Annotated in this window: 22 protein-coding genes; 16 read left to right on the top strand and 6 right to left on the bottom strand. The window is 73.8% G+C overall.

Annotated elements, in window-relative coordinates; genetic code table 11:
• Positions 1-352 precede the first annotated feature (352 nt).
• Complete coding sequence (locus AB0J08_RS22445; RefSeq protein WP_360636931.1) at positions 353-1,150, bottom strand: TetR/AcrR family transcriptional regulator C-terminal domain-containing protein; 798 nt, start codon at positions 1,148-1,150, stop codon at positions 353-355.
• A 92-nt stretch (positions 1,151-1,242) separates the two neighbouring features.
• On the opposite strand from AB0J08_RS22445, the gene AB0J08_RS22450 reads away from it, so the two are divergent.
• Both AB0J08_RS22450 and AB0J08_RS22455 read left to right on the top strand, forming a co-directional pair.
• Positions 1,243-2,097: a siderophore-interacting protein gene (locus tag AB0J08_RS22450; RefSeq protein ID WP_360636934.1), complete on the top strand. Its 855-nt coding sequence runs from the start codon at positions 1,243-1,245 to the stop codon at positions 2,095-2,097.
• Positions 2,098-2,249: 152 nt separating this feature from the next.
• On the top strand, positions 2,250-3,254 hold the full coding sequence (locus tag AB0J08_RS22455) for an alpha/beta hydrolase (protein ID WP_360636937.1): 1,005 nt from the start codon (positions 2,250-2,252) through the stop codon (positions 3,252-3,254).
• Positions 3,255-3,279: 25 nt separating this feature from the next.
• On the opposite strand, the gene AB0J08_RS22460 is transcribed toward AB0J08_RS22455, so the two are convergent.
• Together AB0J08_RS22460 and AB0J08_RS22465 are read right to left on the bottom strand one after the other, a co-directional pair.
• Positions 3,280-4,815 (bottom strand): VWA domain-containing protein, encoded by a 1,536-nt coding sequence (locus AB0J08_RS22460; RefSeq protein WP_360636940.1) that lies wholly within the window; start codon positions 4,813-4,815, stop codon positions 3,280-3,282.
• Positions 4,812-5,684, bottom strand: a complete 873-nt coding sequence (locus AB0J08_RS22465; protein WP_360636943.1) for a MoxR family ATPase — start codon at positions 5,682-5,684, stop codon at positions 4,812-4,814. Before AB0J08_RS22465 ends, AB0J08_RS22460 begins: the two co-directional genes overlap by 4 nt.
• 338 nt (positions 5,685-6,022) lie before the next feature.
• On the opposite strand from AB0J08_RS22465, the gene AB0J08_RS22470 reads away from it, so the two are divergent.
• From AB0J08_RS22470 to AB0J08_RS22485, 4 genes are all read left to right on the top strand, one after another.
• A complete protein-coding gene (locus AB0J08_RS22470) occupies positions 6,023-9,403 on the top strand; it encodes an ALF repeat-containing protein (RefSeq protein WP_360636946.1) in 3,381 nt (1,126 codons plus the stop codon).
• Between the two features lie 109 nt (positions 9,404-9,512).
• On the top strand, positions 9,513-9,902 hold the full coding sequence (locus AB0J08_RS22475; RefSeq protein WP_360636949.1) for a hypothetical protein: 390 nt from the start codon (positions 9,513-9,515) through the stop codon (positions 9,900-9,902).
• A 252-nt stretch (positions 9,903-10,154) separates the two neighbouring features.
• On the top strand, positions 10,155-10,691 hold the full coding sequence (locus AB0J08_RS22480) for a hypothetical protein (protein WP_360636952.1): 537 nt from the start codon (positions 10,155-10,157) through the stop codon (positions 10,689-10,691).
• Positions 10,692-10,735: 44 nt separating this feature from the next.
• Positions 10,736-11,911, top strand: a complete 1,176-nt coding sequence (locus AB0J08_RS22485; protein WP_360636955.1) for an RICIN domain-containing protein — start codon at positions 10,736-10,738, stop codon at positions 11,909-11,911.
• A gap of 186 nt (positions 11,912-12,097) precedes the next feature.
• Here AB0J08_RS22485 and AB0J08_RS22490 read toward each other — a convergent pair whose 3' ends face one another.
• Positions 12,098-12,769: a Tat pathway signal sequence domain protein gene (locus AB0J08_RS22490; protein ID WP_360636958.1), complete on the bottom strand. Its 672-nt coding sequence runs from the start codon at positions 12,767-12,769 to the stop codon at positions 12,098-12,100.
• A gap of 448 nt (positions 12,770-13,217) precedes the next feature.
• Between AB0J08_RS22490 and AB0J08_RS22495 the strand changes: the two genes are divergently transcribed.
• From AB0J08_RS22495 to AB0J08_RS22505, 3 genes are all read left to right on the top strand, one after another.
• Positions 13,218-14,009 carry a TetR/AcrR family transcriptional regulator gene (locus tag AB0J08_RS22495; protein WP_360636961.1) on the top strand — a complete coding sequence of 264 codons (792 nt, stop codon included), beginning with the start codon at positions 13,218-13,220 and terminating at the stop codon, positions 14,007-14,009.
• A gap of 136 nt (positions 14,010-14,145) precedes the next feature.
• Entirely contained in the window at positions 14,146-14,793 is a 648-nt protein-coding gene (locus AB0J08_RS22500; protein WP_360636964.1) for a DUF6230 family protein, read from the top strand.
• A gap of 239 nt (positions 14,794-15,032) precedes the next feature.
• Positions 15,033-15,458, top strand: coding sequence for a DUF6114 domain-containing protein (locus AB0J08_RS22505; protein WP_360637042.1), 426 nt, complete (start codon positions 15,033-15,035; stop codon positions 15,456-15,458).
• A gap of 192 nt (positions 15,459-15,650) precedes the next feature.
• Here AB0J08_RS22505 and AB0J08_RS22510 read toward each other — a convergent pair whose 3' ends face one another.
• Positions 15,651-16,844: an NAD(P)-dependent alcohol dehydrogenase gene (locus tag AB0J08_RS22510; RefSeq protein WP_360636967.1), complete on the bottom strand. Its 1,194-nt coding sequence runs from the start codon at positions 16,842-16,844 to the stop codon at positions 15,651-15,653.
• 100 nt (positions 16,845-16,944) lie between these two features.
• Between AB0J08_RS22510 and AB0J08_RS22515 the strand changes: the two genes are divergently transcribed.
• Entirely contained in the window at positions 16,945-17,868 is a 924-nt protein-coding gene (locus AB0J08_RS22515; protein ID WP_360636970.1) for a helix-turn-helix transcriptional regulator, read from the top strand.
• A gap of 106 nt (positions 17,869-17,974) precedes the next feature.
• Here AB0J08_RS22515 and AB0J08_RS22520 read toward each other — a convergent pair whose 3' ends face one another.
• Positions 17,975-19,396 (bottom strand): selenium-binding protein SBP56-related protein, encoded by a 1,422-nt coding sequence (locus AB0J08_RS22520; RefSeq protein WP_360636973.1) that lies wholly within the window; start codon positions 19,394-19,396, stop codon positions 17,975-17,977.
• Positions 19,397-19,663: 267 nt separating this feature from the next.
• Between AB0J08_RS22520 and AB0J08_RS22525 the strand changes: the two genes are divergently transcribed.
• The 6 genes from AB0J08_RS22525 to AB0J08_RS22550 all read left to right on the top strand — a co-directional run bounded on the left by AB0J08_RS22525 (position 19,664) and on the right by AB0J08_RS22550 (position 25,134).
• Positions 19,664-20,620, top strand: a complete 957-nt coding sequence (locus tag AB0J08_RS22525; RefSeq protein WP_360636976.1) for an alpha/beta hydrolase — start codon at positions 19,664-19,666, stop codon at positions 20,618-20,620.
• A gap of 71 nt (positions 20,621-20,691) precedes the next feature.
• Entirely contained in the window at positions 20,692-21,486 is a 795-nt protein-coding gene (locus AB0J08_RS22530) for a fused MFS/spermidine synthase (RefSeq protein WP_360637045.1), read from the top strand.
• Positions 21,487-21,656: 170 nt separating this feature from the next.
• The gene (locus AB0J08_RS22535; RefSeq protein WP_360636979.1) at positions 21,657-22,508 is read left to right on the top strand and encodes a class I SAM-dependent methyltransferase; all 852 of its coding nucleotides are present in this window, start codon (positions 21,657-21,659) and stop codon (positions 22,506-22,508) included.
• 110 nt (positions 22,509-22,618) lie between these two features.
• Positions 22,619-23,458 (top strand): hypothetical protein, encoded by an 840-nt coding sequence (locus AB0J08_RS22540; RefSeq protein WP_360636982.1) that lies wholly within the window; start codon positions 22,619-22,621, stop codon positions 23,456-23,458.
• Between the two features lie 240 nt (positions 23,459-23,698).
• Complete coding sequence (locus tag AB0J08_RS22545) at positions 23,699-24,370, top strand: DedA family protein (RefSeq protein ID WP_360637048.1); 672 nt, start codon at positions 23,699-23,701, stop codon at positions 24,368-24,370.
• 95 nt (positions 24,371-24,465) lie between these two features.
• A complete protein-coding gene (locus tag AB0J08_RS22550) occupies positions 24,466-25,134 on the top strand; it encodes an O-methyltransferase (RefSeq protein WP_360636985.1) in 669 nt (222 codons plus the stop codon).
• The last annotated feature ends 3 nt before the right edge of the window (positions 25,135-25,137 follow it).

Here is a 25,137-nt window from a genome sequence, read left to right on the forward strand (position 1 = left end):
CTCCTCTGACGTGGTGTGACCTCTGCTGCACACCGCGAACGTACCTGCGCCGTGGCCGGCGCGCCGGGTGCGCTGCTCCGTCCGGGCCCCGCCCCGACCGCCGGCCACCTCCGGGGCGTGCGCCTCCTCGGTTTCGTGCGTCACCTCGGCCCGGACGGTCACGAGACCGCCGGGTCCATGGTGATGATCGTGGCCGGTGCGGCCCTGGTGAGGGGCACCGGTGGACCGCCCGCCTACGCTGATGCGGTGACCGGGCGTACCCGCTCGGACCGACCGTCACCCGGGCAGCGGGACACCTGTGCCCGCCGGCCGGGCGCGCCGACGGCAGGCCCGGGTAGGGCGACGGCGGGCCCTACGACCGCCCCGGTCGGGCGACCGCCGTCTCGACGCCGTCCAGCAGGACGGCGAGGCCGGTGCGGAAGGCCTCCCGGGTGCGGTCCTCCAGGTAGCCGGCGCCGTCACCGGGCGCGGGGGCGGCGGCGCCGCTCTCCAGGGCGGTGAGCAGTGGAAAGCGCTCCGCGAAGTCGGGTGCGAGTTCGGCGAGTTGGGCGGAGCGGGCATACCACCACTCATCGTCGGCGATGCCGGTGTCCGCCGCCGCGACGTGGGCCTCGGCGGCCGTCCGGGCCATCCCGCGGACCAGCTGCCAGAGGGCGGCGACCACCCCGCGCAGCAGCGGCGGCTCCAGGCCGGCGCCGTCCAGGACCCGCAGCACCGTCTCCATCGCGCCCAGCTCGGCCGGGCCCATGACCGGCCGGGCCTGGGAGATCTGCAGCACCCACGGGTGGCGCAGGTAGCAGGTGAAGGCCTCCTCGGCCCAGGCCGTGGTGGCGGCCCGCCAGCCGTCGGCGCGGTCGTGGTCGGTGGGCAGCTCGGCGAGCACCCGGTCGTGCATCAGGTCGAGCAGCTCGGCCTTGCCCGGCACGTACGTGTACAGGGCCATGGCGGTGCGGCCCAGCCGTTCGCCGACCGCGCGCATCGACAGCGCGGCCAGCCCCTCGGCGTCGGCGACCGCGATCCCGGCGGCCACGATGGCGTCCACGCTCAGGGCGGGCTTGGGGCCGCTGCGCCCGGTGCGCGGCTCCTCCGGCCCGCGCCAGAGCAGGGGCATCGAGCGGCGGGCATCGCCCTGGCCGGCGAATACGGTCACCGGAACAACTCCTTATGCCGTAAAGTATCCCCCTGGGGGCAATTCCTTATGGCGTAAGGTTATCAGTGGAGCCGAAACCGGAGGGTCCGACGGTGGCAGTGCCCGTCACATACATCCAGGTCATCGGGGTCGAGCGGGTCACGCCGCGGACGGCTCGCGTCACGTTCGAGGCGGAGTCGCTCGACGAGGGCGTCGGCCGCACCCCCGATCAGCAGGTCAAACTCTGCTTCCCCAGGCCCGGCCAGACGGAGCCCGTCCTGCCCGGTCACAGCGACGACCCGGTGAGCTGGTACCAGGCCTACCTGGCCGTCCCGGAGGACGAGCGGCCGTGGATGCGCAGCTTCACCGTCCGCCGCAGGCGCCCCGGCAGCCGGGTGCTGGAGGTCGATTTCGTGCTGCACGGCGACCGCGGCCCGGCGAGCGCCTGGGCGGCCCGCGCCCGGCCGGGGGACCGGCTCGGCATGGTCGGCCCCTCCGAGCTCTACGCCAGGCCGGTCCCGCTCGCCGCCGTCGTCGCCGGAGCCGACTGGGTCCTGCTGGCCGGGGACGAGACGGCGCTGCCCGCGATCGCCACGCTGCTGGAGGCCCTGCCCGCCGGCACCCGGGCGGTCGCGTTCGTCGAGGTGGCCGACGCGGCGGAGCGCCAACCGCTGGCCACCCGTGCCGACCTGACCGTGCACTGGCTGCACCGCGACGGCGCCGCCCCCGGCCGGCCGCTGACCGAGGCCGTCCGCGCCGCGGACCTGCCCGCCGGTACGCCCTTCGCCTGGTTGGCCGGTGAGGCGTCGGCGGTCCGGGCGCTCCGGCGTCACCTGGTGGGGGAGCGTGGGCTGGCCAGGGCGTCGGTGGAGTTCGGTGGGTACTGGCGCCACCGGCTCACCCAGGACGACGCGCCCACGGCCGAGGACCTCGCCGACGCGCAGGAGAAGCTCGCCCAGGCGGGGTGACGGGAGCCGGGGCCGACCGGACCCGTGCCGTGCCGGAGCGGGCGGGAACCGGGTGGTTCCCGGGCCGTTCCGCTGGGCAGGGTGGACAGCGACCGGTCGGACGTCATCGGTCCGGCGACGATCCGGGAACGGCTGAGGAGCAGGGGGGCGACGTGAACAGGCAGAGCAGCGAGGCGTTCGGCGACATCAGGCACAGCGACATCGAGGTGAACGGCCTCCGGCTCCACCTGGCCGAGCAGGGGGAGGGGCCGCTGGTCCTGCTGCTGCACGGCTTCCCGGAGAGCTGGTACTCCTGGCGGCACCAGTTCGCGCCGCTGGCCGCGGCCGGCTACCGGGTGGTCGCCCCCGACCAGCGCGGCTACGCCCGCAGTGAGCAGCCGGCGGCCGTCGACGCCTACACCCTGCTCCACCTGGTCGGTGACGTCACGTCCCTGATCGGCGCGCTGGGAGGAGGGCCGGCGGTGGTGGTCGGCCACGACTGGGGCGCGCCGGTCGCCTGGTCGACCGCGGCGTTGCGACCCGACCTGGTGCGCGGCGTCGCCGGGCTGAGCGTCCCGCCGCTCCCGGTCTCCGGGTTGCCGCCGCTGGCGCGGTCCCGGGAGCGGTTCGGCGAGGGTTTCTACCAGATCTACTTCCAGCAGCCCGGGGTCGCCGACGCCGAACTCGCCCGGGACCCGCACTCCACCTTCCGTCGCATCCTGTTCAGCGGCTCCGGCGACCGTCCCGGTGCCGACCGGCCGAGTGCCTGGGTCGTCCCGCAGGGGCAGACGCTGCTGGACACCGTCCCCGACCCGGAGAAGCTGCCCGACTGGCTCACCGAGGCCGACATCGCGGCCTTCGCGGCCGACTACGCCGGGCACGGCGAGCGGGCCTTCACCGGTCCGCTCAACTGGTACCGCAACATCGACCGCAACAACGAGTTGCTCGCCGCCTTCGCCGGGCGCGGCATCGAGGTGCCCGCGCTCTACGTGGCGGGGGACCGGGACATGGTGTCGGTGCTGGTGGGTCCGGACGCGCTGCGCCAGTCGCTGGAGCACCTCACGCCGAGGCTGCACCGGCACGTCACTCTCCCCGGTGCGGGCCACTGGACGCAGCAGGAGCGGCCGGCCGAGGTCAATGCCGCACTGCTGGACTTCCTGCGCCGACTGGACGGTTGAGCCGCATCGCGAGCCTGACCACGTGTCAGATCGGTAGCAGTCGGGTGATCAGCTCGCCCAGTCGGCGGGTGTTGCGGCAGGAGTGCATCTCCACCACCTCCGCGTAGGCGGTCGCGGCCGAGTCGCCCTCGCCCCACAGCGAGGGCTGCTCCGGGTTGAGCCAGTAGACCCGCCGCGCCCGCCCCGCGATCCGGTGCAGGGCGGGCAGGTTGGGATCGCGGTGGTTGTTCCGGGCGTCGCCGAGGATCAGCACGCTGGTGCGCGGGCCGACCGCGTCCAGGTGGTGCTCGGCGAACTCGCCGAGGGCGGATCCGTAGTCGCTGTTGCCGTGGTGGCCCATCACCTTGGCCTCGGTGAGGATGCGCCGGGCCAGCGCGGCCGGATCGGCGCCGCTGCCGGCCAGGAGCTCGGTGACCTCCGCGGTGCGGTTGACGAAGGCGAACACCCGGACCTTGCTGAACTGCTCGCTCATCGCCCGGACCAGCAGCATGGTGAAGTCGGCGAAGCCGGCCACCGAGCCGGAGATGTCGCAGAGCAGCACGATCTCCGGCCGGGCGGGCCTGCGCAGCCGGTGGGCGGGGCGCAGCGGCACGCCCCCGGTGGACAGCGACCGGCGCAGGGTGCGGCGCAGGTCGATCTGCCCGCGCGCCGCGCGCCGCCGTCGGGCGGCCAGCCGGGTGGCCAGCTTCCGGGCCAACGGGTGGACGGTGCGGCGCAGTTCGGCGAGCTGGTCGCGGCCGGCTGCGAGGAAGTCGATCCGGTCGGCGCTGGGTGCGACGGCACGCTCGGCGATCCGCTCGGTGCCGCGCACCTCGGCCACCCGGCGGCGGGCCTCGGTGCCCACCATGGCGCGGAAGTCCTGGATGCGGCGGCGGATCTCGTCGGCGAGGAGGCGGTCGGAGACGTCGGACGGGGTGTCCGGGGCCGGGCCCGCGCGCAGCGCCGCCAGTACGCGGGCCAGCAGGGTCTCCGGCGCGAGGCGGCCGAGCGTCTGGTGGGCGGACCAGCCGTCCGAGCCGGGCGCCGAGCCGGCCCCGTACCGGCCGAACGCGGCCACCGCCTCGCCGGCCAGCCGGGCCTGGGCGGCCCGGTCGTCGGCGGCCAGGGCGGCGGCGAGGCGCTCGCGCAGGCCCTCGCGCAGGGGGTCGGCGAGGTCGCGGCGGGCGTTCCCGGCGGGGGGCCGGGCGTCGTCGGCCGGGTCGCCCTGCGGCGGTCCGCTCCGCGCGGCCTCCGGTGCGCCGACGCCGAGCGGGAAGTACAGGTCGAAGGTGGCGTCGTAGACGGCGCGTTGTCCCTCGGAACGGAGCAGTGCGGCGGCCAGGCCGGCCCGCAGCTGCTCCCGGTCGGTGAGGCCCAGGACGTCGAGCACGGCCGCCGCGTCGACGGTCTCGGCCGGCCCGGCCCGCAGTCCGTGGCCGCGCAGGGCCCGGACCAGCCCGGTCAACCGGGCCGCGAGGTCGGCGCGCGGGGGTGGCGTGGCGGGACCGGTGGGCGTGGCGTGCGCGGTGGGGCCGGCGTGCCCGGTGGACCCGGCGGGTGCGGGGACGCGGCGGTCCGTCATGCCGCGGTGAGCTTCCGAGTGGCCTTCAGGATGTCGTCCTGGTGCTTGAGGATCACCCCGAGGGTGTCGCGGACCACGGCCTCGTCCAGGGTGTCCGCGCCGAGCGCCAGCAGGGTGCGGGCCCAGTCGATGGTCTCGGCCACCGACGGCGCCTTGCGCAGGCCCATCGCCCGCAGCGCGCCGACCACCCGGACCAGCGACTCGGCCAGCGTGGCGTCCAGGCCGGGGACCTTGAGCCGGACGATCCGGCGCTCCAACTCGGCGTCCGGGTAGTCGAGGTGGAGGAAGAGGCAGCGCCGGCGCAGCGCCTCGGAGAGCTCGCGGGTGGCGTTGGAGGTGAGCAGGACGAAGGGCCGCCGGGTCGCGGCGATGGTGCCCAGCTCCGGCACGGTGACCTGGAAGTCGCTGAGGACCTCCAGCAGCAGCGCCTCGACCTCGACGTCGGCCTTGTCCATCTCGTCGATCAGCAGCACGGTCGGCTCGTTCCCGCGGATGGCGGTCAGCAGCGGCCGGGTGAGCAGGAACTCCTCGCCGAAGATGTCGGTGCGGGCCTGGTCCCAGCCCTCGTCCCGGCCGGCGGTGATCCGCAGCAACTGCTTGGCGTGGTTCCACTCGTAGAGCGCGCGTGCCTCGTCGATGCCCTCGTAGCACTGCAGCCGGACCAACCGGGCCCGGTTGATCTCGGCCACCGCCTTGGCGAGTTCGGTCTTGCCCACCCCGGCCGGGCCCTCGACGAGCAGCGGCTTGCCCAGCCGGTCGGCCAGGAAGACGGTGGTGGCCACCGCGGTGGACGCCAGGTAGCCGGTTTCGGCCAGTTGGGCGGCGGCGTGCGCCGCCGACTCGAAGAACCCCGTGCCGTCGCCGTCCATGCGCCCCACTCCCGTCGGTCCGTCCGTGCCGAGCAGCACCCTACCGGCCGGTCACTTGGCTGTCCCGGCCTGCGGAGAGTGCCGTGAGGGCCGTCCGGGGCGGCCGGGCGGCACGTTCGGCGTCAAGGATGCGTCAAAGGAGGTTTGAACGGCGCCTTCCACGTTCCGTGGACGCTCCGTCACCGATTCACGGGTCGGAATCCAGCCAGCCGGTAGGTATTCAGACGAACTGAAGTAATAGATCAGATTCCGCTTAATTCGAACTAAGATCCTCGCGGTGCCATGACAACTGTTGTGACACGAAAGGGCCTTGACGGCCCGGGGGGAACTGAGGGGATATGACCTACACGACATCAGGGGCGGGGGCCTCGCGGCGCAGGCGGTTGCGTGCCAGGGTTTCGGCACTCACCGCGCTGGCGCTGGCGGCCACCATGGCCGGCACGACGATCGCCCAGGCGCTGCCGGCCGAGGTCGGTCCGGCGCCACTGTCCGCCGACGCGAGGGGCCGGGTCGTCGAGGCCTGGGAGCTCGGCGGCACGGCGACCAAGGACGCGGCCGAGAAGGCCATGCTCGGTTCCGACGCCGACATCACCGACTTCCTGGCCAGGACGCTGGACCGCGCCTCGGCCGAGGACGAGCGCTTCACCATCCTGAAGATGCTCAGTTCGACCGGCCAGGGCGTGCGTGACGCCGCCTCCAAGGCGCTGAGCGGCACCGACGCGGACGTGCACGCGTTCATGCTCTCCGGCTGGCAGAACCCGATGAACGACGACCGCCGGGTGGCGGTCCTGGGCATCATCAACAACGGCGACGCCGGTGTCCGGGCGGCCGGGACCAAGGCGCTCAACGACGGCACCGCCAAGGCGCTCGACGACTTCCTGACCACCGGTCGGGCGCGGGCCCAGGCCGAGGACGACCGCGTCGCCGTCCTCACCATGCTCGGCCAGAACCCCGGCCCGGAGTTCGTCAAGCAGGCCAACCGCGCGCTCAGCGGGACGCCCGACGACCTCAGCGCCTTCCTGGAGACCGGCCAGTACCTGGCCCGCACCCGGGACCAGGAGACGCTGTCGATCGCGCAGCTCGCCCAGGCCGCCACCGAGGCGGGCAAGCGGGCCAAGGTCGAGACGGAGGCGGCCAAGGAGGCCGGCGCCCGCGCGGAGAAGGCCGCCGCCGAGGCCAAGAAGGCCGCCGAGACCGCCGCCGCCGAGGCCGCCGCGGCCAAGGACGACGTCGAGAAGGCGGGCGCCGCGGCCAACCGCGCCGCCCAGGCCGCCGAGGGCGCGGCCGCCGCCGCGCGCACCGCGATCGACGCCTCGAACACGGCGGTGTCCGCCGCCCGTACGGCTGCCAACGCCGCCCGCTCGGCGGCCTCGGCCGCCGCCGCGGCCGGCCAGGCCGCCGCCCGCGCCTACAACGCCGCGGCCTCCGCCGCCGGCAACGCGGCCGAGGCCGGCGCCGCCCGTGCGGCCGCCCAGTCGGCGCGTGACGCCGCCCGCGGCGCCCGTGACGCGGCCTCCGCCGCCGCGTCCGCCGCCGATGCCAGTGCCCAGGCGGGCCGGTCCGGTTCGGCCGCCGCCCGCGCGGCCCGTGACGCCGCGTCCGCCGCCGAGGCCAGCGCCCAGGCCAGCGGTTCGGCCGGCCAGGCCGGTACCCAGGCGGCCCGGGCCCGGGCCGCCGCGGACGCCGCCCGCAGCGCGGCCAACTCGGCCACCGCTGCCGCCGGCCGGGCCGAGAGCCTGGCCGCCTCGGCGGCCGCGGCCGCCAACGAGGCGAACGTGCGGGCCAACAGCGCCGCCGACCACGCCGAGAAGGCCGCGAAGGCGGCCGAGGACGCGGCCAACGCCGCAGGCCAGGCCCAGGACTGGGCCAACCTGGCGACCGCCCACGCGAACGCCGCGATCGAGGCGGCCAAGACCGCCAGCGACGCGGTCACGCAGGCCCAGAACATCGAGAAGCTGGCCCGCGAGGCCGAGGCGGCGAAGCTGGAGGCCGACAAGCAGCTGGGCATCGAGGAGGCCACCGCCCTCACCAAGGTGGACCAGGCCGACCAGGCCCGGGCCGCCAAGGCGCAGACCGAGGCGGGCACGCAGGACGCCGAGACCAGGGACCTGGTCCACAAGGCCGCCACGGTGACGGACGTCGCGGCTGCGGCCGGCTTCGGCCGCAGGGCGGCGGTCAACCTGCTGAAGGCCTCCGGCTCCTGGACCCGGGACGCCGCGCAGGCCGCGCTGTCGGGCACCGACCAGGCCGTGGTGGCCTGGGCGAAGTCCGACTACCCGCGCAGTCTGCGGCTGGACGACCGTGACAAGATCGTCTATGTCGCCTCGATCGCCGACTCCAAGGTCTCCGCCGCCGCGCAGAAGACCCTGGAGAGCACCGATCCGACGGCGGTGGAGAAGTTCCTCACCGGCGGCGCGCTGGACGTGCAGGCCGAGGACTTCCGGGTCCAGATCCTCACCCTGATGAACGCGGGCGGCACCGCCGTCAAGCGCGAGGGCACGGCCGCATTGAACGACGGCAGTGTGAAGGCCCTGGCGGGCTTCCTCACCGAGCGCTACGAGAAGGCCGTCGCCGAGGACGACCGGGTGGCCGTCCTGACGGCGGTCAACAACGGTGGCCCGAACGTGAAGGCCGCCGGTACGGTCGCGCTGGCCGGTCCGGCCTGGATGCAGCACGACTTCGTGACGACCGTCCAGTACAAGGCGGCCCAGCTGGACCAGGACACCGACACCCACGTGTCCTCCGTCCTGACCATGATCGCCAACGCGGCGAAGGAGGCGGCCACCGCGAACCAGAACGCCCAGCTGGCGTTCGAGGTCGCGGCCAACGCCCGCAACGCCGCGCAGGAGGCGCGGGAGTGGGCGGACAAGGCCAGCGCCTCGGCCCAGCAGGCCAACGGGTACGCCGCCGACGCCCGGGCCAAGGCCGACGCGGCCGACGCCTCGGCGGCCGCCGCCGCGCAGTCCGCGCTGACGGCGAAGAACGCCGCGGCGACCGCCCAGACGGCCAACCGCGAGGCCAACTACTCGGCCAACCAGGCGAGCGCGTCCGCGAAGCAGGCCCTCGGTTCGGCGGCGAGCGCGCAGTCCTCGGCCGCCCAGGCGGCCGCGAGCGCGAGCGCGGCGGGCAAGGACGCGGCCGCCGCCTCCCAGGCGGCCAGCGAGGCGCACTCCATCGCCGCCCAGAAGCGGGAGCAGGAGCAGGCCGCCGCGGCTGCCGCTGCCGCCGCCCGGGCGAAGGCGAACGAGACCAACCACGTGAACCCGGCCAACACCACGGCCAACGACGCGGTGCCCAACCCGGCGACCCCGGCCGCGAACGGCGCGCCGGGTACCGACCCCAAGCAGGGCGCGCACGACTTCGCCCTGCTGATGGGGCACGTGAGCACCGTGACCGGCTTCCTCGCGGTCGGGTTCTCGCTCTTCCCGCCCACCGCACCGCTCGGGGCGTTCTTCGGTGGGGTCTCCCTGGCGACCGGTGTGATCAGTGCGGCCGTCTACGGCTGGGCCGACAACTGGAGCGGTCAGAACTTCAAGAACGCCTGCGCGGGTGTCGCGCTCTCGGTCATCGGCGCGGGCGCCGGCAAGGCGATCAAGGAGCTCGACAAGGTCGGCGCCGTGGCCGAGACCGGAGTGAAGGCGGCGCGGTCCGTCGCGTCGAAGGCGGCCGAGGCGGGGCACAACATCGTCTCGCCGATCGTCGGTCTCTTCACCTGGTGATCTGATCCGGCGCGCGGCACGGGCCGCGGGCCGGAGTGTCCGTGAATTCGAGCGAGGACTGTGGGGCCCGGGTCCGCCCGGGCCCCCCGGTCCGGGCAGGGGAATGGGCATGCAGCAACCTTTCGGGCTCGGCGCGGTGGCATGGTGGCTGGTCGCGGTGCTGGTGACGGTGACGTTCCTGGTGCTGCTGGTGCCGTGGATGCCCACCCGGTCGCTGAAGATCCAGGCGTCCGTGACGCCGTTCGCCATGGCGCTCTTCGGTGGGCTGGCGTATCTGGCGAAGCACTACTCGCCCGAGGCCGTACTGGCGATGTACTCGCTCACGGTCCTGGTGTTCCCGGTCGGCATGATGGGACACCGGAAGGAGACGGCGCGGCGGTTGCTGGACCGGGAGCAGAACGGCGCGACGGCGGAGAACGAGCCGCCGCGCGCGATGACCGTCCAGATGTGCGTCGCCGCGACGCTGCTCGGGGGCCTGGCGGTGTGGATCACCCTGTAGTCCGCCCCGGACGGTGCCGTTCGGACCGGCCGACCCGTTCTGCCGATTTCACATGTCGCATACGAACCATGAATGCGCTGTGACGGTGGCCGGGAAATTGATCTTCCGAAGATCCGTCCGCTCGTGATAGCAATGGTGCCGGTCGGAGTGCGCGGGGGTTGAAAGCATCGCCCGATCTGGGTTTCATGCGCACGCCGTGCCCGCATTTCACAGCGAATTGCAGTAATTGACAGCACATTGGGGGCAAGAACCATGAGTTCCATCACCAGGTTGTTCACCGTCGGCGCGGTTGCGGGCGCGGTCGCGCTGTCCGGCGTCGTGGTCGCCAACGCCGCCACGACCGCTCCGGCCGGTTCCGCCGTCACGGCCGTCACGGCCGCCGACGACACCCCGCCGCCGCCGGCCGTCGAGGACTACGCCTACCCGGGCGCCGACCAGATCTTCAAGGACCGCGGCATCAAGCTCACCCGCGGCGACGGCCACATCGTCCTGGTGGCCTGCGGCACCCCCGGTCTGATGGAGGTGAACGCCCGCGGCATGCAGGACATCGACAAGGTCGGCGGCGGCCGCTTCTGCTTCAAGACCACCGGCACCACCGGCTACCTCAGCCTCGAACTGCCCTCGGTCTACGGCGTCAGCACCAACGACTACGCGGCCCGTCTGACCATGGCGGCCGGCACCGACAGCAAGGTCTACGACCTGCCGAAGAACGCCTGGACCGGCGTCGGCGAGATCGGCGATCCGCAGCACCGTCCGTTCACCCTGCTGGAGATGACCACCACCAAGTGACGGCCCCGCCGCCACCCACAGCTCTGCTGACAGGGAGACACATCGTGCTTCGCACACGTCCGCGCGCCGCGTGGCTGACCGGCCTGCTGGCCTCCGCGGCGGTCGTCGGCGGCCTGCTGACCGGAGGAACGGCCAGCGCCGTCGTCGGCGACACCGTGCCGAACGGCACCTACGCCTTCGCCACCAAGCTCGACATCGGGGAGGGCAGGCGCGCCTGTACCGGTACCCTGGTGGATCCGTACTGGGTGCTCACCGCGAGCAGCTGTTTCGCCGACGACCCGGCCCAGCCGCTGGCCCTGGCGGCCGGCGCGCCGAAGCTGAAGACCGTCGCCACGGTCGGGCGCACCGACCTGACCGGCACGGCCGGCCACGTCACCGAGGTCACCCAGCTGGTGCCCAGGGCCGACCGCGACCTGGTGCTGGCCCGGCTGGCCAAGCCCGCCCAGGGCATCCCGACCGTCGGGCTCGGCGGAGCTCCGGTGGTCGGTGAGACCCTGACCGCCGCCGGCTACGGCCGGACCAAGGACGAGTGGGCGCCGGTCGCCCTGCACAGTGCCTCGTTCACCGTGCAGTCCGCGACCGCCACCACCGTCGCGCTGGCCGGCGCGACGGCCGGCAAGGACGCGATCTGCAAGGGTGACGCCGGCGGCCCGGCGCTGCGTCAGGCGGGCGGGTCGGTCGAGCTGGCCGCCGTCCACAGCACCTCCTGGCAGGGCGGCTGCTTCGGCAGCACCGAGACCCGCACCGGCGCCGTGGAGACCCGCGTCGACGACCTGGCCGGCTGGCTGCTGGACACCCGGCTGCACACCGCCTCGGTGAAGAACACCTTCAGCGGACTCTGCGCCTTCGTGTCGTGGCGGACCCCGGAGTGGGGCGCGCCGGTCACCCAGATCGAGTGCGACCGCCAGTACGTCGACCAGGTCTGGGACTTCCAGCAGGTCGCGGGTGGCGGCTACCAGATCCGCAACGTCAACTCCGGCAAGTGCATGCTGGCCTCCTGGCGGACCCCGGAGAACGGCAGCCCGGTCGTCCAGGCCGACTGCGACCCGCAGTACATCGACCAGGTGTGGAAGCTGGAGAAGGTCGCCGCGGGCTACCAGATCCGCAACACCTTCAGCAACCGCTGCCTGGTCGCCTGGTCGGGGGACACCTCCCCGGGCTCCAAGCTGACCCAGTTCGACTGCGTCCCGGAGTACGCGGACCAGGTCTGGGCGCTCTGACGGCACCGGCGTGCCGGTGAACCGGGGGCGTCGAGCGCTCGGGCCGGCCGGTGGCCCGGAGGCGTGACCGTCCGAGGGCGTGACGGTCCGAGGGCATGACGGTCAGACATGGTGGAGCGGCGGGTGGCAACCTCGGTTGCCGCCCGCCGCTCCTTCTGGTGTCCGCCTACTGCCCTGCGGTGGGAGTCAGTTGACGTAGACGTGCGGGCTGCCGGCGACGGAGCTGTCGACCACCGGCCCGTAGGTGGCGGTGAAGTAGCCCGTGGCGAAGCAGGTGCTCGGGCCGGAGACCTTGGCGAACGCCTGGGCGGCGAAGCCGATGGTCTGGCCGGTGTTGTCGGTGGTTCCGGCGATGCTGCCGGGAGCGCGGTACACGCAGGTGGTGGTGCCGAGGATGGTGTTCAGCACCACCGTGGTCTGCAGCGGGCCGGCCGCCGTCGGGCTGAGTGTCACGGGGTTCCCCGCCGCGTCGCTGACCGCGTTGGTGTACGGCAGGTTGTTCACCGTGATGCTCTTCACGCCGGTGACGCCGATGACGTTCGCGGTGCACGAGCCGAAGGTCTGGCTGTCGAGGCTCTCGGTGGCCACACCCGGGGCCGCCGGGTTGCTGGTCACGGTGGCGGAGAAGGCGGAGACGGCGCACTTGATGCCACTCGTCCCGGTGGCACTGGAGTAGAAGGTGGCGTAGCTGCCCGAGGCCAGGTTGGCGGTCAGGACGTCGCCGACCGCGACGGCGGGGCCGCCGACGGAGGTGTGGGTCAGCACGGTGGAACCGGCGGCCTGGGCCGGGGTGGTGGCGGCGGTGGCCAGGGCGACGGCGGCCAGGGCCGCGGCGCCGAGGGTGCGGCGGATGCGCATGAGGGTGCCTCTCTCCGTACGGAGTCGGGTGGGGGAGCCCGCGTGATCGCGCGGAGGTACGCGCGGCGGGAGGCGCCGCGGTTGCACGCGGCGGGTGGTGCGGGTGGGTGGTGCGCGGTGGGGTGCTGAGGGGGTGGGGACACGCGTCCGGTGTCGTCGGCGGGCCCGGCGCCACGGGCCGCCCGTACGGCGAGAAGGTGCGGGGACGTGCGGGACGTGCGGACATGCAGGATGTGCGGGGCGTGCGGAGGTGCAGGACGTGCGGGCAGTGCGGTGAGGTGCGGTGGGGATGCACGTCGACGGCTGCCACCGCCGGGCATGCGTTCGCCATACTGAACAGTCGGAACGCGTGGAGGTTTCCGGCGGCTCAGCGCCGTCCGATTGGAAACCTGCGAGTGTTGTAAACCAGCCCTTGCGTCAATGTCAAGACAGAGCACAGGAGTTGGCGATGGACCTGGATGCCGTCCACGGTGCCGAGGCACTGCTGCTGCCCGGGGCGCGACCCGGCCGTGACCCGGCGAGATCGATCAAGCGCGGCCCGAGCCGGCTGCCACCCGGCGTGGTCGCCGCCACCCAGCGGGAACGCCTGCTCGACGGGCTGGTCCACACGGTGGCGGAGCACGGCTACCAGCGCGCCACGGTGAGCGACATCTGCCGTGCGGCCGGGGTGACCAGGCCGGTTTTCTACGAGCTGTTCAGCGGCAAGGAGGACGCTTTCCTGGCCACCCACCGGCACGGCACCGGGGTGGTGATCCGGCGGATGGCGGCCGCCTTCGCGGCGGCGCCGGACTGGTACGGCGGCATCCACGACGCCCTGCGCGCGATGCTCGACCTGCTGGCCCGCGTCCCGGCCTTCGCCACCATGGCGGTGATCGAGATCGAGTCGGTCGGACCGGCCGGCCGCCACGAGCGCGAGCAACTCCTCACCCGGTTCCGGGCGTTCTTCGCCGAGGTGCCCCAACTTCCCTGTGGGGTAGAGGTGGAGCCACTGGTGGACGCTGTGGTCGGCGGCGTGTACAGCACCCTGTACCGCTGCGTCGATGCCGGTCGGACCAGCGAACTCCCGGACCAGCTGCCGATGTTGAGTCTCTTCTGCCTGGCACCCTTCCTCGGCCCGGAGGAGGCCGCCCGACGGCTGGCACCGGTGGCGGCGCTCGGGCCGGGCCCGGTGCGGGCGCCCGCGGTCACCGCCGATGATCCTTCGTGCACCCGTATTGACCCGCCGTCTACTCAGCAGTAGCTTCCCAGTAATCCACCTGCGGTCCGACCGGCCCGCCCCGCTGCCGGGGGGCGGCCACCCGGCCGGGCCGCAGGACGCTGTCCGCGCCAGGGCAACGTGCCAGTGCCTGCACATCCCACCACCCGAGGGAGCACACATGGCCACGTCCGAGGACGCCGCCCCCACGCCCGAAAGCACCGGCTCACCCGTCGAATCGAGAGGGCGGATCCGTCTGCGGCGCACCGCCCTGATGGCCGTACCGGCCGTCGCCGTCGGCGCCGTCCTGATGACCCTCACCGCACAGGGCGTCCTCGCCGCCCAGTTCGCCATCTCCGGCATGCCGTTCACCGTCACCGCCGACAGCCTGGAGGGCGTCGGCTTCGAGCAGTTCGGCAGTCTGGACCACATGATCGAAGGCAGTCCGAACGAAGGGGACACCGGCGGTCAGGTCCTGGTCATCGTCTCGGCGATCAAGCAGGCGGAGCTCACCAAGCTCTGCCAGAGCGTCGACCTCGGCGGCGTCAATCTGCTGATCAAGGCCGGCGATGACGGCACACCCGTCACCGCCACCGACCTCACCACCGACTCGGACCTGGTCTCCGGCGACGCGTCGTTCAAGAACATCGAGATCGGCGGGGACGCCAGCACCTACACCAAGGCGGGCGTCCAGGGCCTGCCCGGCGTGTTCGGGCAGCAGGCCGACACCGTCACCATTCGCAATCTGCGGCAGCACAACTATGCCACCACCGCTGCGGCGTTCAAGCTGCCGCACCTGCGGCTGAGCTTCAGCTCGGAGGGCTGCTGACGGTGGCCGATCCCGTACCCGGCGGCGCCGGCCCGGCCGAGGCGGGCGGCGGCGCCCTCGGCCCCCCGGCGGCCGACCGCGTCGTCACCGCAGAGTCCGCCACGGGCGGCCGTCCCGGTGAAGCCGCTACCGCTACCGACACGGATACCGACACCGCCATCGACACCGTCACCGCTACCGATGCTCCCGCCGGCCCGGCGAGCGCGACGGCCGCCGATCCGGGCGGTCCCGCCGGTGCGGTGCACGGTGGCGGAGGCTGGCGGGGGTGGCGGGGCCGGCGGCCGTTCTGGGGCGGCTTGCTGGTACTGCTGGGCGGCGCCGAGATCCTCTTCACCCTGAAGGCGCCGCTGCCGGTCATCCTGCACATCGGCATGCAGGGGCTGGCCGGCTACCTGGTACCGGCCGTGATGGTGATCTGCGGCGTGCTGATCCTGTTCAACCCGGCCCAGCGGCTGTTCTACTCGGTGCTCGGGGTGCTCACGTCGCTGGCCAGCTGGCTCACCTCCAACCTCGGGGGTTTCCTGATCGGCATGATGCTCGGAGTGGTGGGCGCCTGCCTGACCTTCGGATGGCTGCCGGACCAGCCCCCGCGCCGGCGCCGGTGGCGTCGCGCGGCCCGCGGCAAGGCGGTCGGCGGCAAGGCCGCCGGCCCGGCCGGAGCCTGAGCCCCGCCGGAGCCTGAGCCCCGCCGGAGCCTGAGCCCCGCCGAAGCCTGAGCGAGCCCGGTCGGGCCGGGTACCCGCCCGACCGGGCGACGGGCCGGCCGTGGTGCGGCCCTGCCTGCGGTGAAGGGAGAGCACCGCAGGCGGGGAGCCGCCGCCGAGCGCGGCTCCGGACCGGGCCGGCCCGGGGCCCGCTCAGATCGTCGAGGCGTCGATCACGAAGCGGTACCGCACGTCGCTCGCCAGCACCCGCGCGTACGCCTCGTTGATCTGGTCGGCGCGGATCAGCTCGATCTCGGCGGTGACCTGGTGCTCGGCGCAGAAGTCCAGCATCTCCTGGGTCTCCGGAAGCCCGCCGATCATCGAGCCGGACAACGACTTGCGGCCGGTCAGCAGCGCGAGCGCGAGGACCTCGACCGGCTTCTCCGGTGCGCCGACCTGGACCAGCGTGCCCCCGGTCCTCAGCAGGCCGAGGTAGGCGCTCAGGTCGAGGTCGGCGGAGACGGTGTTGACGATCAGGTCGAAGGTGCCGGCCAGTTCGGTGAAGACGGCCGGGTCGGAGGTGGCCCGGTAGTCGTCCGCGCCGAGCCGCAGGCCGTCCTCGCGCTTGCGCAGCGACTGACTGAGCACGGTGACCTCGGCGCCCTTGGCGTGCGCGATCTTGACACCCAGGTGGCCGAGCCCGCCGAGGCCGACGATCGCGACCTTCTTGCCCGGGCCCGCGCCCCAGTGGCTGAGCGGCGAGTAGACCGTGATGCCGGCGCAGAGCAGCGGTGCGGCGGCGTCCAGCGGCAGGGAGTCCGGGATGCGCAGGGCGTACCCCTCGTCGACCACCAGCTGCGAGGAGTAGCCGCCGTAGGTGGGCTCGCCGTCGCGGCCGACGCCGTTGTAGGTGAACACGGCGCCCCCGGTACCGGTGCAGAACTGCTGCAGCCCGGCCCGACAGTTGTCGCACTCCCGGCAGGAGTCGACGAAGCAGCCGACCCCGACCCGGTCGCCGACCGACCAGCGGGTCACGCCCGGGCCGACCTCGGCGACCACGCCGGCGATCTCGTGGCCCGGGACCATCGGGAAGATGCCGTCGCCCCAGTCCTCGCAGACCTGGTGGATGTCCGAGTGGCAGATGCCCGCGAAGCGGACGTCGATCAGGATGTCGTGCTCGCCCAGCGCCCGGCGCGGGACGGTGGTCTTCTCCAGCGGGGCCTTCGGGGCGGGGGCCGCGTACGCGGCGACGGTCCGCGGTGCCGTGGTGGTGGTGCCCGTGCCTTCCGCGCCGGTGGCGCCCGTGGCGGTGCTCGTGGTGCTCATGGCGCCCGTGCTGGTGCTCGTCGTGCTGCTGGTGCTGGTGGTGCCCGCCGTGTTCGTTCCGGCGTACGTCGTGTTCGTCATGTGCTCCAGCCTGCGGCGACGCGGCCCGGGCAACCAGATCAGAGATCGTCGTACGCACGCCCAACGTACGACTGGCAGACTCACCCTCATACTCGGGGACATGGACCAGCGCACCGAACTCAGCGAATTCCTCCGGTCGCGGCGTGCCCGGCTGCGGCCCGCGGACGTCGGCCTGCCGGACCACGGGACCCGCCGACGCGTGCCCGGGCTGCGCCGGGAGGAGCTGGCACTGCTGGCGGGCGTGAGCACGGCCTACTACGTCCGGCTCGAACAGGGCCACGGCGAGAGCGTCTCCGCCGCCGTCCTGGACTCAATCGCCCGCGTCCTGCGGCTCACCCCGGCCGAGCGCGAGCACCTCCAGCGGATCACCAAGCCCGCCCGCCGCCGGACCGGGCGCGCCGCGGCCGCCCGGCCGCAGCTGGTCCGCCCCGCGCTGCAGCAGCTGCTCGACGTGATGGAGGGCGTCCCGGCCTACCTGCTCGGGCGGCGGCTGGACATCGTCGGCTGGAACCGGCTCGGCGACGCGCTGCTCGGGGACGTCTCCGCGATGGCACCCGAGCACCGCAACATGGCCTGGAGCGTCTTCCTCGACCCGGTCGCGCGCCTGCTGTACGACGACTGGGAGGGCAAGGCCGCCGACGTGGTCGGCATGCTGCGGCTGGACGCCGGGCGGGACCCCGACGACCCCCGGCTGGCCTCGCTGATCGGCGAACTCTCCCTCAAGAGCGCCGACTTCCGACGCCTCTGGGCCGCGCACGACATCCGCGACAAGGGCCACGGGACGAAGGAGCTGCACCACCCGGTGGTCGGCCGGCTGACCCTGCGGTACGAGACGCTGCGCCCGGCCGGCGACCCCGACCTGGTGCTGGTCACCTACCACGCCGAGCCCGGGACCCCCTCGGCCGAGTCGCTGCGACTGCTGGCGAGTTGGGCCGCGCCCGGCCCCGCCGGCGCCGCGGACCGGGCCGGGGGAGCGGCGACGGGCGTCGCGCCGGACGCGGGGGCGGCGGGCCGGGAGTCCTGACCGCGGACGCCGGAGGAGGCCGATCGACCGGGCCCGCCGGGACGATCGGCCCTTCCGCGGCGTCCACCCCGACCCGCCGCCGGGGCAGGTCCGAGCGCCCGGCCGCTCAGCGGAAGCAGTACGAGTCCGAGGAGGCGTCGCCGCCCGCCAGGTGCGTCTGGTGCACCCGCAGACCGCCGAACTCCGCACCGTGGGGGTAGAAGTGCGGGTCGACGGTGAGCCCGCCGGCCTCGGTGTCGGCGTCCAGCTTGATGATCCAGGGCTCGATGCCCTCCGGGTAGAACTGGTCGTCCCAGGCGCCGTACAGCGAGTTGGTGAGGTAGAGCCGTCGCCCGTCCCGGCTGATCTCGACCATCTGCGGCGCGCCGCTCAGCGGGCGGTCGGGCTCGGCCGGGTGCGGCGTCCTCGCGGCCACCCCGCCCAGTCGCACCGAGCCCGTCGGCCGGGGGTGGAACGGGTCCGACACGTCGAACTGGAACAACTCGCCGGTGCCCCAGGCGGAGACGTACAGCCAGCGGTCGTCCACCGACAGGTTGATGTCCGTCACCAGCGGCGGCACCGCGCCGAAGGGCTGCAGCGCCGGCGGCAGGTCCTCGGGCTTCGCCGGTTCGGCCGGTATCTCGATCACCTTGCGCGCGGTGAAGGCCGCCCCTTCGCGGTACCAGAGCCAGACCGAGGAGGAGAGGTCCTCGACGTCGGCCACCACGCCGACGAAGCCCCACTCCGCCTGGGGATCGTGCGCCGGCCGTAGCTCCAGCACCATCTGGTACCGGTCGCCGAGGTCGAGCCGCTGCAGGTGCCGCCCCGAGTCCAGCTCCCAGAAGTGCAGCGCGTGCCCGTACTTGCGGCCCATCAGCAGCTCCGGCACCACGCCGTCCTCGACCATCCACGGCGTGCCCCACTCGCTGGTGACACCCACGTTGGTCCCCAGGTGCCACCAGACGTCGTAGGCGAAGTGCTGCGGTCCGCGCTCCGTCTCCCAGGCCCGCAGGACGTCGAAGGTGGTGTGGTCGAGCAGGGCGACCCCGCCGGGCCCGTCCGCGCCGTCCCCGCTGCCGAGGCAGGACAGGAAGACGCCGTCCGGCCCGCAGTGCACGGTGTGCGGGCGCGAGTACCCCGCCCCGGCCGCCAGCTCCTCGGCCTGGACGGTCTTCACCAGTCGCGGGCGCACCGGGTCCGGCCGGGTGTCCATCACGTGCAGCCGGGACGAGCGCAGTCCGGGCAGCAGCAGGTAGCGCCGCTCGGGGTTCTCGTGGCAGGCGTGCGCGAGCGCGCTGGAGCAGGCGTTCCAGCCGAAGTGGTGCAGTTCGTCGCCGAGCCCCGGCAGTTCGGCGAAGTTCAGTACCCGGCCGTAGCTCGGCGAGGCCGGATCGGTGTCGACGGTGATCAGCGCGTCCGGCCGCCGCGCCGACCGGTCGAACCCGGCGACGTAGGCCAGCTTCTCCGGCGGCGCCGTGATCGCCTCCGCGGGTGTGCGGTAGAGGGAGGGATCACTGTGCCCGACCTGCGGATCATCTCCGTGCGGCATGCTTGCTCCTCAACTCGCCTCAGTAGCAAGGTAAGTGACAGTGGTTCGGGTAGCGTTCCACAGAACCGCGGGCGCACAGCAGGCGCACGGGGAGCGGAGCGGACCGCCCCGCCCGCCGCCGGGAGCGGCCGCGGCCGCCCACGGGCGTGCCTCGCCGCCGAGCGAGGTCCGCCGCGCACGGCGGAGCTACCGGCCGGTATCGTCGGTGCTCCGGATCGGCGGTCCCTGCCACCACGGCAGGCGGAGCAGAGAATGGGTACGGCGGACATGGAGTTCCGAGAAGACATCCTGGGTGCCCCCTACGAGGCGGTCGAGCTGCCGCTCGCCCCCGACGAGGAGGGCGCCGTCGGCGCCACCCTGGTGCGCCGGCTCGTCCCGGGCAGCGAACGCGCCGTCCTCTACGTCCACGGGTACGTGGACTACTTCTTCCAGACCCACCTCGCCGACCACTTCGTCGAGCGCGGCTTCTCCTTCTACGCCCTCGACCTGCGCAAGTACGGCCGCTCGCTGCGCCCGCACCAGTCGCCGAACTTCGTCCGCGACCTCGCCGCCTACGACGAGGAGCTGGACGCCGCGGTGCGGATCATCCGGGAGACCGACGGGCACCGGGAGCTGCTGGTCAACGGTCACTCCACCGGCGGCCTGATCACCGCACTCTGGGCCGGGCGCCGGGCGGGGCGGGGCCTGGTCGACGGGCTCTTCCTCAACAGCCCGTTCCTCTCGATGCCCGCCGCCCCGGCCGTCCGTACCCTCGGCGGACCCGCCGTGGAGGCGCTCGGCCGATTCGCCGCCACCCGCAAGCTGCCGTCCACGCTCAACCCGCACTACGTGCACAGCCTGCACCGCGACCACCGCGGCGAGTGGGACTTCGACCTGGCCCTCAAGCCGGCCGAGGGCTTCCCGCTCTACGCCGGCTGGCTGGCCGCCATCCACCGGGGCCAGCGCCGGGTCCGGCGCGGACTCGGCATCGACGTCCCCGTGCTGCTGATGGCCTCCACCGCCTCGATCGCCACCACCACCTGGCAGGCCAAGCTGCACCACGCCGACGCCGTGCTGCGCGCCGACGACATCGCCGCCGAGGGTCCGAAGCTGGGCCGGCACGTCACGATCGTCCGGATCGAGGGCGGGATGCACGACCTCGTCCTCTCCGGCGAGGCCGCCCGCGCCGAGCTCTTCGCCGAGCTCGACCGCTGGCTCGGCGCCTACCTGCCGAAGTCCTCGTGACCCCGCCGGACCCGCACGACGGGGAGCCGCTCCCGGTCGGGCGCCGGACCGACCTCGGGTGGGCCAAGCTCATGCCCGACCTCGACCACGACGGCGGCTGGCTGCTCACCCTCGACGACACCCCGCAGTCCTACGTCGACCTGGGCGACCCGACCCACCTGGAGTTCGAGTACACCCGGCGGATCGGCCACCTCGTCGACGCCCTCGCGCCCGCCGGGCAGCCGCTCGACGCGCTGCACCTCGGCGGCGGCGCCCTCACCCTGCCCCGCTACCTCGCCGCCACCCGCCCCGGCTCGCGCCAGCGGGTCGTCGAGGTCGACGGCCCGCTGCTGGCGCTGGTCGAGGAGCACCTGCCGTGGCGGGGCCCGGGGGCGGACATCACGACGACGGTCGGTGACGCGCGGGCCGGACTGGCGGCCGTCCCGGCCGGCTCGCTGGACCTCGTCGTCGCCGACGTCTTCCACGGCTCGCGCACCCCGGCGCACCTCACCTCGGTGGAGTTCCTGCGGCTGGCGGCCACCGCGCTGCGCCCGGGCGGGTGCTACGCCGCCAACCTCGCGGACGGTCCGCCGCTCGCCTTCGCCCGCGCCCAGGCGGCGACGGTGCGCGCGGTCTTCCCGGAGGTCTGCCTGATCGCCGAGGCCCCGGTGCTGCGCGGCCGCCGCTACGGCAACATCCTGCTGGTCGGCTCCGCGGGGCCGCTCCCGGTGGGCGACCTCTCGCGGCGCCTCGCCGCGGACATCTTCCCCGCCCGGCTCACCGAGGGCGCCGACCTGGCCGCGTTCACCGGCCGGACCGCGCCGGTCACGGACGCCGGGGCGACGGACTCCCCGCCGCCTCCCGACGGCGCGTTCAGCGTCGGCTGAGCGGGCCGACGGCGCGGGCCGGTGCCAGACTGTCCGGAGGGCCTCCGCCGGTCCCGCTCGGCGACCTCACCCCTCCCGGTGCCGCCGCCCCGCCCTACCGCCGCCCAGCCGTACCGCCGCCCAGCCGTACCGCCGTTCCCGTTGATCCCGACGTTCCCGAGGAGACCCAGGTGACCGCTGACGCACCGTCGGCACCGTTGCCGGCCCAGCTCGGCGCCGTGCCCGAGACCGCGCTCTGGACGCTCTACCAGCGTGCGGTCGAGGCCCGCCGGCCGGACGGGGTGCTGCGCGATCCCAAGGCCGTCGAGCTGGTCGACCGGATCGACTACCCCTTCGCCGAGCGGTTCGGGACCAGTGGTACCCAGGCCCAGCTGCAGGCGCTGCGGGTGGCCTGCTTCGACCGGGAGGTGGCGGACTTCCTCACCCGGGAGCCGCGCGGCACCGTGGTCTGCCTGGGGGAGGGGCTGGAGACGCAGTACTGGCGGGTCGACAACGGCCGGGCCCGGTGGCTCACCGTGGACCTGCCCGAGTCGGTGGCGCTGCGCGAGCGGCTGCTGCCGCCCGGCCCGCGCCAGCGCTACCTGGCCGCCGACGCCACCGCACTCGGCTGGGCCGACGAGGTGGACCGTGACCACGGCGTCCTGCTCACTGCACAAGGCCTGCTCATGTACCTTCCACCGATGCGGGTACGGGCCCTGATCGCGGGCTGCGCCGAGCGGTTCCCGGGCGGCTCGCTCGTCCTGGACGCGGTGCCGCGCTGGTTCAGCCGGCTCACCCTGAGCGGCCGGGTGCGTGCGCACGAGTACGAGGCGCCCCCGATGCCGTGGGCGATGGACGCGGACGAGCGGGCCAAGCTCCGCACCGCGAGTCCGGGGGTGGCCTCGGTGCGCGACGTCCGGCCGACCGGTGGGCGGGGGCCGGTCGGCGCCCTGCTGCCGCTCGCGCTGACCGTTCCGCCACTGGCCACCCGCCGCCCGTCGGTCACCGTCCTGGACTTCGCCGAGCGGTCCGAGCCGGCGTAGCGCAGTCGTACCCGCCGGGGCGGGTACCGGGCGTCTCCGGTTCCGCCGTCCGTGGCCACGACACTCCGCCGCTCCCGGGCCGGGCGCCGCGCCGCCGCTAGGCTGACGCCGTGCTTCGCCCCGATGAGCGCGCCGAAGGCGCCGGACCGTTCACGACCCGGCTCACCTGGCGGTTGGCCGAGGGCGGCTCGGCCGTCTGGGAGTCGCGCCTGGCCCGCAAGCGCGGGGCGCTCAGGGTACGCGCCGAGGGAGGGGCCGAGGCCCCGCCGCGCAGTGCGGACGAGGCGGCCCTGCGCCGTCTGCGCGCGCTCAACACCCTCGCCGCCGTCGCCTTCACCATCGGCGGTGCCCTGTTCGCGCTGGGCGCCGCCGTCGCCCAGGCCGGATCGGTCTCCGTGACCGGGATCGCCTCGATCTACTTCGCGGGTGGGCTGTTCTTCAACACCGGCGGCTACGCCTCGCTGCTTCAGGCGATCAACGCCCCGCGCCGTTCCGGCGCGTCGGACTCGCTGGTGACGCGCGGCTGGCGGTGGTGGAGTTACGAGCCCGGGCGGATCGACTGGCTGAGCACCTTCGTCCTGTTCCTCGGGACGCTCGTGTTCGGCGTCAACCTGTTGGACTCCTTCCTCCAGGGGCTCTCGGTCCAGCAGGAGAACCGGCTGATCTGGGCCCCCGACCTCGTGGGGTGTGTGCTGTTCCTGATCTCGGGGCACCTCGCGCTGGTCGAGGTCTGCCACGGCCGGCCGTGCCGGCGCTCGCGCAGCCTCGGCTGGTGGATCGTCGCGGTCAACCAGTTCGGGTCGGTGCTCTTCCTGGTGTCGGCGCTGGCCGCCTTCACCCGCCCGGAGACCGGCAGCCCGGTCAACGTCGACATCGCCAACTGGGGGACCCTCATCGGTGCGGCGTGCTTCTCCGTCGGTGGCGTCCTGCAGTTCTTCGAACGTCCCTAGGCCGCACCGGACCCGGACGGCTCCCGCCCGCCGCCGCTCCCGGTGGAGTCGCCCGGGCCGGAACCACGGCGGCGCGCCGTACGTCGTAGTCGGGGGTGATCGGCCGGGGGGACAGGCCGCCCGGCACGTTAGGCTGCCCTTTCGGGGAGCGGCCTGGTGCCGCCATCGATCGACGCCGAGACCACCGGACCGGGCACCGCCCGTCCGCGACCGGTCTCGTTCTGCCACGGAGGTACGGCCTTGCACATCGACGCCTGGATCGAGAGCGTCCCACCGGGTGCGGTGTACGCCCTGGTCGCCCTGATCATCGGGCTGGAGTCCCTGGGCATCCCGCTGCCCGGCGAGATCGCGCTGGTGTCGGCGGCGCTGCTGTCCGCCCGTGGCGTGGTCAGCCCGGTCTGGGTGGCAGTCTGCGCGATCCTCGGCGCGATCATCGGCGACTCGATCGGCTACTCGATCGGGCGCAAGGGCGGCAAGCCACTCTTCGAGAAGCTCGGGCGCAGGTTCCCCAGGCACTTCGGGCCGGACCACCTGGCCAGTGCCGAGCGCTCGTTCCAGAAGTGGGGCATGTGGGCGGTCTTCTTCGGCCGCTTCATCGCGCTGCTGCGGATCTTCGCCGGTCCGCTGGCGGGCGCACTGAAGATGCCGTACTGGAAGTTCCTGATCGCCAACGTGCTCGGCGGCGTGGTCTGGGCCGGCGGCACCACCCTGCTGGTGTACCAGGTCGGCAAGGTGGCCGAGCAGTGGCTGTCGCGCTTCTCCTGGGTGGGTCTGCTGGTGGCCGCGGCCGGCGGCGCCTTCTCGGCCTGGCTGATGAAGCGCCGGGCCAGCAAGGCCGCCAAGGCCCGCGAGGCCGAGGACGCGGCGTCGGCCGCCACCGAACCCGCGGTGGGCGCCCCCGTAGTGGACTGAACCTCCACCGGAGCGTTCCCGCAGAGCTGTCATCCCGCCGGGGTAGCATCGGGCTACCCCGGCGGTGGCATGTAAAGCAGCAGGTGGAGGGCGTTGTGGCACAGCAGACGTGGGACGCGGTGGATGCCTACTTCTCCGAGCGTCTGGTCGGGCACGACCCGGTGCTGGAGGCCGCGGCGGCCGCCGCCGATGCGGCGGGGCTGCCACCCATCGCGGTCGCGCCCAACCAGGGCAAGCTGCTGCACCTGCTGGCCCTCACGCAGGGCGCGCGGCGCATCCTGGAGGTCGGCACGCTCGGCGGCTACAGCGCGATCTGGCTGGCCCGGGCGCTGCCCGCCGACGGCACCCTGATCACCCTGGAGCTCGACCCGGCGCACGCCGCGGTCGCCCGCGCGAACCTCGCCCGGGCCGGTCTGGAGAAGGTCGCGGAGGTCCGGCTCGGCCGCGCCGCCGACTCGCTGGCCGCGCTGGTGGCCGACGGCGCCGAGCCGTTCGACCTGGTCTTCATCGACGCGGACAAGCCGAGCAACCCCGAGTACTTCGCCCGGGCGCTGGAGCTCACCGCACCGGGCTCGCTGATCGTGGTCGACAACGTGGTGCGCGGCGGCGCCGTCGCCGATCCGGACAGCACCGACCCGGCGGTCGTCGCCACCCGCCGGCTGCACGACCTGATCGCCGCCGAGCCCCGGGTGTCCGCGACCTCCGTACAGACGGTCGGCAGCAAGGGCTACGACGGGTTCACCCTGGCCCGCGTACAGCACTGAGCG

The organism is Kitasatospora sp. NPDC050463 (assembly GCF_040655255.1).
Taxonomy (GTDB): Bacteria; Actinomycetota; Actinomycetes; order Streptomycetales; family Streptomycetaceae; genus Kitasatospora.

Bases quoted from the DNA above. Each gene is read 5' to 3' on its own strand.
- AB0J08_RS22475 (WP_360636949.1), top strand. From the start codon at position 9,513: ATGCAGCAACCTTTCGGGCTCGGCGCGGTGGCATGGTGGCTGGTCGCG.
- AB0J08_RS22530 (WP_360637045.1), top strand. From the start codon at position 20,692: ATGCCCGACCTCGACCACGACGGCGGCTGGCTGCTCACCCTCGACGAC.
- AB0J08_RS22465 (WP_360636943.1), bottom strand. From the start codon at position 5,684: ATGGACGGCGACGGCACGGGGTTCTTCGAGTCGGCGGCGCACGCCGCC.
- AB0J08_RS22470 (WP_360636946.1), top strand. From the start codon at position 6,023: ATGACCTACACGACATCAGGGGCGGGGGCCTCGCGGCGCAGGCGGTTG.
- AB0J08_RS22525 (WP_360636976.1), top strand. From the start codon at position 19,664: ATGGAGTTCCGAGAAGACATCCTGGGTGCCCCCTACGAGGCGGTCGAG.
- AB0J08_RS22515 (WP_360636970.1), top strand. From the start codon at position 16,945: ATGGACCAGCGCACCGAACTCAGCGAATTCCTCCGGTCGCGGCGTGCC.
- AB0J08_RS22495 (WP_360636961.1), top strand. From the start codon at position 13,218: ATGGACCTGGATGCCGTCCACGGTGCCGAGGCACTGCTGCTGCCCGGG.
- AB0J08_RS22490 (WP_360636958.1), bottom strand. From the start codon at position 12,769: ATGCGCATCCGCCGCACCCTCGGCGCCGCGGCCCTGGCCGCCGTCGCC.
- AB0J08_RS22520 (WP_360636973.1), bottom strand. From the start codon at position 19,396: ATGCCGCACGGAGATGATCCGCAGGTCGGGCACAGTGATCCCTCCCTC.
- AB0J08_RS22500 (WP_360636964.1), top strand. From the start codon at position 14,146: ATGGCCACGTCCGAGGACGCCGCCCCCACGCCCGAAAGCACCGGCTCA.
- AB0J08_RS22480 (WP_360636952.1), top strand. From the start codon at position 10,155: ATGAGTTCCATCACCAGGTTGTTCACCGTCGGCGCGGTTGCGGGCGCG.
- AB0J08_RS22510 (WP_360636967.1), bottom strand. From the start codon at position 16,844: ATGACGAACACGACGTACGCCGGAACGAACACGGCGGGCACCACCAGC.
- AB0J08_RS22460 (WP_360636940.1), bottom strand. From the start codon at position 4,815: ATGACGGACCGCCGCGTCCCCGCACCCGCCGGGTCCACCGGGCACGCC.